This is a genomic window from Nitratidesulfovibrio oxamicus, from assembly GCF_015731765.1.
Lineage (GTDB): Bacteria > Desulfobacterota > Desulfovibrionia > Desulfovibrionales > Desulfovibrionaceae > Cupidesulfovibrio > Cupidesulfovibrio oxamicus.
This window is the reverse complement of record NZ_VRYY01000035.1, coordinates 1-8,643: the sequence shown is the minus strand read 5'-3', so window position 1 is coordinate 8,643 and position 8,643 is coordinate 1. Positions and strand designations below refer to the sequence as shown.

7 protein-coding genes are annotated in these 8,643 nt (G+C 67.4%); 4 read left to right on the top strand and 3 right to left on the bottom strand.

Annotated elements, in window-relative coordinates; translation table 11 throughout:
* The 3 genes from FVW20_RS01795 to FVW20_RS01785 all read left to right on the top strand — a co-directional run.
* Positions 1-938, top strand: a 938-nt coding sequence (locus tag FVW20_RS01795; RefSeq protein WP_196608039.1) for an ABC transporter permease, incomplete at its 5' end; no start/stop codon positions are given.
* Between the two features lie 530 nt (positions 939-1,468).
* Complete coding sequence (locus FVW20_RS01790; protein ID WP_196608038.1) at positions 1,469-2,851, top strand: ammonium transporter; 1,383 nt, start codon at positions 1,469-1,471, stop codon at positions 2,849-2,851.
* A gap of 18 nt (positions 2,852-2,869) precedes the next feature.
* Positions 2,870-3,199 (top strand): P-II family nitrogen regulator, encoded by a 330-nt coding sequence (locus FVW20_RS01785; RefSeq protein WP_196608037.1) that lies wholly within the window; start codon positions 2,870-2,872, stop codon positions 3,197-3,199.
* Between the two features lie 524 nt (positions 3,200-3,723).
* Here the strand turns inward: FVW20_RS01785 and ald are convergent.
* The 3 genes from ald to FVW20_RS01770 all read right to left on the bottom strand — a co-directional run bounded on the left by ald (position 3,724) and on the right by FVW20_RS01770 (position 7,581).
* Positions 3,724-4,839 (bottom strand): alanine dehydrogenase, encoded by a 1,116-nt coding sequence (gene ald / locus FVW20_RS01780; protein WP_196608036.1) that lies wholly within the window; start codon positions 4,837-4,839, stop codon positions 3,724-3,726.
* A gap of 365 nt (positions 4,840-5,204) precedes the next feature.
* Entirely contained in the window at positions 5,205-7,007 is a 1,803-nt protein-coding gene (locus FVW20_RS01775) for a sigma-54 interaction domain-containing protein (RefSeq protein ID WP_196608035.1), read from the bottom strand.
* Positions 7,008-7,074: 67 nt separating this feature from the next.
* Complete coding sequence (locus tag FVW20_RS01770; protein WP_307831294.1) at positions 7,075-7,581, bottom strand: PaaI family thioesterase; 507 nt, start codon at positions 7,579-7,581, stop codon at positions 7,075-7,077.
* Between the two features lie 388 nt (positions 7,582-7,969).
* On the opposite strand from FVW20_RS01770, the gene FVW20_RS01765 reads away from it, so the two are divergent.
* On the top strand, positions 7,970-8,643 hold a 674-nt coding region (locus FVW20_RS01765; protein WP_196608034.1), incomplete at its 3' end, for a LysE family translocator.

The following is an 8,643-nucleotide window of genomic DNA, read 5'->3' as shown; positions in this document are numbered from 1 at the left end:
TGGTGCTGCGCATCGGGCAGGGCTTCGAGCGCGCCCTGACCCTGCGCGGCGGGGTGGGGCAACTGGCCGCCGCCGATGCGGGCAGCGCCGGGGACTCTTCCGGTTCCACCACGACCGCCGCCGCGACCTCCACCATCCCAGCCCCTGCCTCCTTCGTGGCCCCCTCCCAGGCAGTGGTCCAGGCCATCGCGGACGGGCGCAACTCCAACACGGCGGGGCTTGCCCTCAACTACATGGCCTCCATCGTGGACGACTTCGGCGCACGGTACGTGGCCGCCCATGGCGGGCAACCCCGCCCCTCCGTGCTGCTTACACGGGCGTGGCACAACCCCAACCTGCTCAGCCGGTGGTTCTTCGTGCCGGGCATCGTGGTCATGGTTACCATGGTGGTCACGCTGATCATCACCGCCCTGTCCGTGGCCCGCGAGCGCGAGCAGGGCACCTTCGACCAGATGCTGGTCACCCCCTACCGCCCCACGGAAATGCTGATCGGCAAGGCCGCGCCCGGCTTTCTGGTGGGGCTGTTCGAGGCCTCGCTCATCGTGGCCATGGCGGTATTCTGGTTCGGGGTGCCCCTGCGCGGCAGCCTGCTTACCCTGTACGTCGGGCTGGTGCTGTTCCTGTTCTCGGTGGTGGGCATCGGCCTGATGATCTCGTCCCTGTCCGTGACCATGCAGCAGGGGCTGCTGGGCATGTTCCTGTTCACCATGCCCGCCGCCATCCTTTCCGGCTTCGCCACGCCCATCGCCAACATGGCCGAGCCGGTGCAATGGCTGACCCTGGTGAACCCCATGCGCTACATACTCATCGTGGTGCGCGGGGTGTTCCTGGAAGGGGCGGACCTGACTCTGCTGGCCCCGCAGTTGTGGCCGCTGGCGCTCATCGGCGCGGTGTGCATGGCCGCCGCCGGGTGGCTGTTCCGGCACCGCATCCAGTAACGCATCGGACAAAATTGCTTTTTTTGTAAAACCCACTTCGCCACTACTCGCTCGCAGGAGCCCGGCACCACAATAGTGCACGCCTGCCTGCTTTCCGTCGTCACCCTTGCTGCATGCAGTCACCCATCTTGCGCCCGATCACGCTCTTTGCAGCAATGGCGCAGCTTGCGCCCCGCCCCCTACATCCCCCCTGCCATCCACGAACTGCCCTGCCCCTGCGGACAGGACGCATGCGCATGCCCACGGGTTTGGGAACACTTCCCACCACCGGCCATAGCCTTCGATTGCGCCACGGGCTGGCGCCACCCTCCATTCTCACATGTTTTAACAATTATGAATTTTTACGTGCGGATTTTTACACTATTTTTGTAAAAATACATCAAAATACCGCAGCGCGACTGGCGAGGAGAACTGCCAAGTTCAATCATTTCAATGCGCTTTCATCTTGGACCAGAGATTGCTCCTACGGCCTCACAACATCACCGCACCCTTCGAAAGGGGTTTTCGATCACGGGGTCGAAGGAGGAACCATGATCACCGCATCACTCACGGGCAAACGCTCCCTGCTGTCTCTGGCCATCGGGTGCACCGTGCTTGGCCTGGCTGCGCTCGCACCGCTGCCTGCCCATGCCGAGGACGCGCCGCAGTTCCTGTCGCAGTCCGACGCCAACACGCTCTGGACGCTGATCGCCGCCATCCTCGTCATGTTCATGCAGGCGGGCTTCGCGTTCGTGGAGGCGGGTCTTACCCGCGCCAAGAACGCGGGCAACATCATCATGAAGAACTTTCTCGATTTCGCCGCCGGAGCGCCCCTCTTTTTCCTGTTCGGCTTCGGCCTGATGTTCGGCAAGTCCGTCAGCGGCTTCATCGGCGGCTCGGACTTCGCCCTGGCCTCGTTTGACGGCGCCTCTCCGGAAGGCCAGTGGGCCATGACCTTCCTGTTCTTCCAGACCGTGTTCGCGGCCACCGCCGCCACCATCGTGTCCGGCGCCATCGCCGAGCGCACCAAGTTCGGTTCGTACATCATCATGAGCATGGTGGTGACGGGCCTGATCTACCCGGTCACCGGGCACTGGGCGTGGGGCAACCTGTTCGGCAACGAGGGCGGCTGGCTGGCGGCCATGGGCTTTTCCGACTTCGCCGGGTCCACCGTGGTCCACTCGGTGGGCGGCTGGATTGCCCTGGCCGGCGCCATCGTGGTCGGGCCGCGCCTTGGCAAGTACTCCGCCGACGGCAAGGCCCGCTCCATCCAGGGCCACAGCCTGCCCCTGGCAGCCCTTGGCGTGTTCATCCTGTGGTTCGGCTGGTTCGGGTTCAACCCCGGCTCCACCACCGTGGCCAACGGCACCATCGGCTACATCGCGGTCAACACCTGCCTTGCGGGGTGCACCGGCATGCTGGGCGCCATGATCACCATCTGGCTGAAGTACGGCAAGCCCGACGTTTCCATGAGCATGAACGGCGCGCTGGCAGGCCTTGTGGCCATCACCGCCGGGTGCTTCGAAGTATCGCCCGTCGGCTCGCTGATCATCGGCTTTGGTGCCGGGGTGCTGGTGGTGCTCTCCGTCCTGTTCATCGACCAGGTGCTGAAGATCGACGACCCGGTGGGCGCCATTTCGGTGCACGGCGTGTGCGGCGCATACGGCACGCTGATGGTGGGCCTGTTCGCCTCGCCCGGGTACGGCACCATCACCGGCCTGTTATACGGCGGCGGCGCCGGACAGCTGGTCACCCAGGCAATCGGGGTGGGCGCGGCCTTTGCGTGGGCCTTCGGCACCGGGTTCGTCCTGTTCAGCGTGCTCAAGATGGTCATGGGCGTACGCGTGCCCGCCGAAGAGGAACTGAAGGGTCTCGACGTCACCGAGCACGGCTCCGAAGCCTACAGCGGCTTCCAGATCTTCTCCAACGAGTAAGGGCAGGGGGATAGCACCATGAAACTCATCATCGCATACGTCCGGCCCGAGCGCCTGACCGCCGTGAAGCAGGCCCTGTACGCCCGGCAGATATACAGCATGTCAGTCACCAACATCCTGGGTGCCGGACGCCAGAAAGGCTACACCGAAACATACCGCGGCGTGGTCAGCGAAGTGAACCTGCTGAAGAAGGTACGCATCGAAATCGGCATCAAGGACGAGTTGGAGGCCGACGCACTGGAAGCCGTGACCGAAGGCGCCCGCACCGGCAAGGAAGGTGACGGCGTGGTCTTTGTGATGGACGTGGCCAAGGGGCAGCGCATCCGCACCGGCGACCCGGTGGCCTAGCACCGCGCTGGCCGGGTTCAACCCCGGCGGCAGACCAGACCCGCCAGCCTGAACGCAAACGACGCCGCCCGGACCGCAAGGTTCGGGCGGTTTTGCGTGGGACATGCGCACAGACGGGGCCGCGCCCGCGCCTCTGGCCCCCCCCTGCGCCCCGGCGGCCTGCCGAGCGGAAACCGGCACTGGTGCAACGGACAGAGATCCCACGCGCGGCACCCGCCGACAGGCCCTCGATGGCCGAAGGGGAAGGCGACGCGCCGAGCGGCCGTGCGTGCCGCCATCCCTTCGGGACGTCCCCGCCATGGTCGCCTGGCCGGACTGCCACCTGCCTTGCCCGCCATTGCGCCCCCAATGAAAAAAGGCCCGCCCCCCGTAGGGCGGGCCTTTGGCCGTGGACGCGACGAACGTCCGCGACGGGCCGGGAATGCAAAGGCAGGGGTCGGGGAAATGCGGTGCGCGGGCCGGGCGGCGGGCGGTCCGCCCGGCCCCGCGCGGAGGTGCAGCATCAGGTCCGCCCGGAAGGGGGACTAATTCAGGAAGGTATCCACGGAAACGTAGTCCAGGCCAAAGGCCTCGGCCACGCCCTTGAAGGTGATCTTGCCGTCGATGACGTTGGCGCCCTTGGCGATTTCGCAGCTGTCCTGCATGGCGCGCTTCCAGCCCTTGTTGGCGATGGTCAGCGCGTAGGGCAGGGTGGCGTTGGTCAGGGCCAGGGTAGAGGTCTTGGCCACGGCGCCGGGCATGTTGGCCACGCAGTAGTGCACAACGCCGTCCACCACGAAGGTGGGGTCGGTATGGGTGGTGGCCTTAGAGGTTTCGAAGCAGCCGCCCTGGTCGATGGCCACGTCCACCAACACCGAGCCGGGCTTCATGGTCTTCAGCATGTCGCGGGTGACCAGCTTGGGGGCCTTGGCGCCGGTAACCAGCACCGCGCCCACCACCACGTCGGCCTCGCGCACCAGCTTGCGCACTGTGGCCGGCGACGACATGAGCGGGAAGCAGTTGGAGGGCATCACTTCGCTGAGGTGGCGCAGGCGGTCCAGGTTCATGTCCAGGATGTACACCTTGGCGCCCAGGCCGCAGGCCATGCGGGCCGCATGGGTGCCCACCACGCCGCCGCCGATGACCACCACGGTGCCGGGGTCCACGCCGGGCACGCCACCCAGCAGCACGCCGTTGCCGCCCTGTGCCATTTCCAGGTACTTGGCGCCCTGCTGGATGGCCATGCGGCCAGCCACTTCGCTCATGGGGGTGAGCAGGGGCAGGCTGCCGTCGGCCTTCTGGATGGTTTCGTAGGCGATGCACACCGCGCCGCTCTTGATCAGGGCCTGGGTCTGCGGCTCGTCGGCGGCCAGGTGCAGGTAGGTAAACACGATCTGGCCGGGGCGGATCATGCCGTATTCGGAAGCCTGCGGCTCCTTGACGTGCATGACCATGTCGGACTTGGCGTAAATTTCGGCCGAGGTGGCCACAATGGTTGCGCCCGCTTCCGCATAGGCTTCGTCGGCAAAGCCGCTGCCCGCGCCGGCGTTCTTTTCCACCAGCAGGGTGTGTCCGGCATGCACCATCACCTCGACCCCGGCGGGGGTCATGGCGACGCGGTTTTCTTCCTTCTTGATCTCCTTCAGGATGCCAACGATCATCTGAGCCTCCAGATACGCCGGTGGTGCGGCGCGTTGCGGTGCGTTGCGGTGCGCGGTGAAAACCCCGGACAGGGTGCGCCCGCACGGGCGCAGGCCCACCAAAGCAAACGCCTTGCCAACTTGCCGAAAAACAGGACAAAACGGCGAAATTTCCTGCTTGATCACAAAAACGCAAATCGGACCAGTGAGTTGCGAACGCAAAAAGAAGAGGAGCCGGGAAGGGGAACGGCGGGAAATGGAAGCGGCACGGCAAGGCAGCGCACCCAAAGTGGAAACAAATCAGACCACTGTTCAAATAAACAGGGCATAAAACCCGAAATGATGCCGCAGGGCAGGTGGAAACATTTCGGACCGCTGGAAAGTTTTCAAACCATTCTCAAGCCATGCCGCCGCAGCTTGTCGAGCAGGGCCGTATGGGAAATTCCCAATTTTCTTGACGCCTTGCGCACGCTACCTGCGGTGGCCACCGCATCCGCAATGATTCGTTTTTCAAAAACGGCAATCATGTCCTTGAGCCGCCCCTCCCCGTCCCCATGATGCTCGCGGCCAGAGGCCAGCGCCGCCGCATCGGCCACGGTATCGGCCACGCCGTCGGCCAGCCGGGCCGACTCGCCGAACAGCCCGCCTTCCAGTTCATGGGCAAACAGGATGAACCGCGCGCCCACCACATCGCCCGGGCACAGGATGGCGGCGCGCTCCACCACGTTCTTCAGTTCGCGCACGTTGCCCGGCCAGTGGTGGCCCGCAAGGCGCGCCAGCGCCCCCGGCGAAAGGCTGCGCACCGGCCCGCCCAGCCGGGCGGCCAGTCCCAGCAGAAAATGCTCGGCCAGCACGGCGATGTCCCCGGGCCGTTCCTTCAGCGGCGGAATGTGAATGGGCAGCACGTTGATACGATAGTACAGGTCCTGCCGGAAGCGCCCTTCCTCCACCAGCCGCTCCAGGGTGCGGTTGGTGGCGGTGATGATGCGCACGTCCACGGGCACCTCCGCCGTGCCGCCCACCCGGCGCACGCTGCCCTCCTGCATCACCCGCAGCATCTTGGCCTGCGAGGCCAGCGGCATGTCGCCTATCTCGTCCAGCAGCACCGTGCCGCCGCGCGCCGTCTCGAACAGGCCTGGCTTGCCCTCGCGCCGTCCGCCGGTAAAGGCTCCGGCCTCGTAGCCGAACAGCTCGCTTTCCAGCAACTGTTCCGGCAGGGCCGCGCAGTTCACCGGCACGAACGGCCCCTGCCGCATGCTTGCGGTGTGGATGGCCCGCGCGAACAGTTCCTTGCCGGTGCCGCTCTCCCCCCTGATGGCGATGATGGAATCGGTGGCGGCCACGCGCCGGGCAAACGAAATGGCAAAGCCGATGGCCGGGTGCTGGCCCACTATGTCGCCGAAGGTCACCTGCGCGGGCTCGGTGATGGAGCGGGCCAGCTTGCGGATCTCGCGCATGTCGCGGGCCACTTCCACCGCGCCGATGATGCGCCCTTCGCCGTCGCGGATGGGCCTGCGGGTGACGAAGAATTGCAGCCGCCCGCCGCCCGGGGTGGCCACCTCGCGCTTGGCGTCCACCAGTTCGCGCCCGGAAAGGCAGTCCAGGATACCCCGGTCGGGCAGGCCCAGCGCGTCCAGCGGCAGGCCGGACAGGTCGGCGGCGGGGGTGCCGCCCGGCGTGCCCGATGCGCCGGACACGCCCGGCGCGCCGGTACACCCGTAGGCCTCACGGGCCACCTTGTTGATGGAGGTCACCCGCCCCTCGGCGTCGATGGACAGCACCCCGTCGCGCAGGTTGTCCAGCAGCACCAGAAAGCGGTTGGCGCGTTCCTCTGCGGGCAGGGTGTCCACGATGCGGAATTCCAGCAGGTCGGGGATGCGGCCCAGCGTCTCGAACAGGGCGGCGCGGTCCACGTCGCGCGAGCTGTCCGCCTCCAGGTACACGAAGGCGCGGTCCATGCCGGGGACGGGGCTGGCGACGGGGCCCGGCGCAAGGACGTGAGCCGGGGCGGAAGCCGGGCCGGGGGTCAGGCCGGAAATCGCGCACGTGGGGAGGGTGGCCGCCGCACCGCCGGGGCGGCGCTCCACTTCCATGGAGACGATGGACAGCGCCTGCCCTGCCAGCAGCGAGGAAAGGTCGGACACGATGCCCACCCTGTCCCGAAAGATGCATTCCATTCGTAGTTTCATGCGTGCGTCTTCCGGTACGGGGTGGGCGTGGCGGCTTCCCTGTTGTGGCTAGTCGTGGATGGTGCGGCTAGTCCGCGCTCCGGGATTTGCCGGCGGAATCCATGCCGGGCACCGGCTGGTCCTTGCTGTAGGCGGTGGCCTGGCAGATGGCGATGAGCGTGCCTTCGCCGTCGGTGATGCGGATCTCGTAGGTGGCCACCCGCCGTGCGGCGCTGATCTCGCGCGCCTCCGCCGTCAGCGGCCCGCGCTTGCCGGGCGCCAGGAACGAGATGGAGGTGTTCAGGTTCACGCTGACCCTGCCCCGCGTGTTGCAGGCCACGGCAAAGGCCAGGTCGGCCACGGCAAAGATGGCCCCGCCGTGGGCCATGCCCACGCCGTTGCGGTGGTGCGCGTCCAGGGGCATGACGGCGCGGGCGTAGCCGCGCGCGGCCTCGGTGATTTCGATGCCGAGGTGTTTGGCGAACATGTCGCGCTCGGCGATGAACCGGCGGACGTGCTCCATGTCCTCCGCCGCGGCGGATGAAGCGGCGGCGGGTTGTGTGGCGGATGGTGCGCCGGGCGGTATGGCTGACATGGCGTCTCCGCGCGGGGTGCGCGCAACTGCGTGAACGGAGCGGCTGTGCCCGGCCCCGGCATGGGCAAACCGGACATGCGCGAATCGGGCCGGTTCACGAAAGCGTGAAACGGTCGGGCGCAAGGCGCACCGTAGCGGCAGGAACCCCACCTTGTCGAGAGGCAACGCCGCGCACCCGGCACCGGCAGCCCGCGCCCACTTGCCTGCCGCCCCGCGCGGGGCTATGCAGGACGGGCAGTCGGCGGCAAGCGCATTGGCCATGCGCCCCCCGCCCGGCAACATCCATAAATGTACAAACGCACCCGGCGGGGTGGCGTCCCCTCCCCCCCACGGCGCCTTCCCGTCAGTGCTGCCGGGGCTGCCCCAACACGCGCCCCGAGAGGCTCCCATGACCGCTCATTCCCTTGCCGCCCTGGCCGTGGCCCTGTTCATCCTGGCCATCACCCCCGGCCCCGGCGTGTTCGCCGTGCTGTCCGCCGCCCTGGGGCGCGGCCTGCCCACGGCACTGGCCCTTACGGCGGGCATCATCTGCGGCGACATGATCTTTCTGCTGCTGGCCATGGCCGGGCTGACCGTACTGGCGGAAAGCATGGGCGAACTGTTCCTGCTGGTCCGCCTTGGCGGCGCGGCCTACCTGATCTGGCTGGGCATCGGCCTGTGGCACGGCGCGTCCACGGCCCATCCCCTCGCCGCGTCCGGAGAGTCGGCATCCGAAGGGGCTGCGCCCGCAGATTCGGCATCCGGGTATCCGGCATCCGGCGCGGACACCGCTGCGCTGGCCGCGACTGCCCCGTCGCGCCTGTCGCGCCCGTTGCGCACCGCCTGCGGCGGTCTGGCCCTGACCCTGGGCAACCCCAAGGTCATCGTGTTCTACGTGGGTTTTCTGCCCACCTTCGTGGACCTGCGCACCCTGGACGCCACGGGCGCCGCACTGGTGGCGGCCACCACGGTGACCGTGGTGGGTTGCGTGCTGGGCGGCTACGCGGTGATGGCCGCGCGCGCCCGGCACATGTTGTCCACCCCGCGCGCCACCCGGCTGCTGCATCGCGGCGCGGGCGCGGT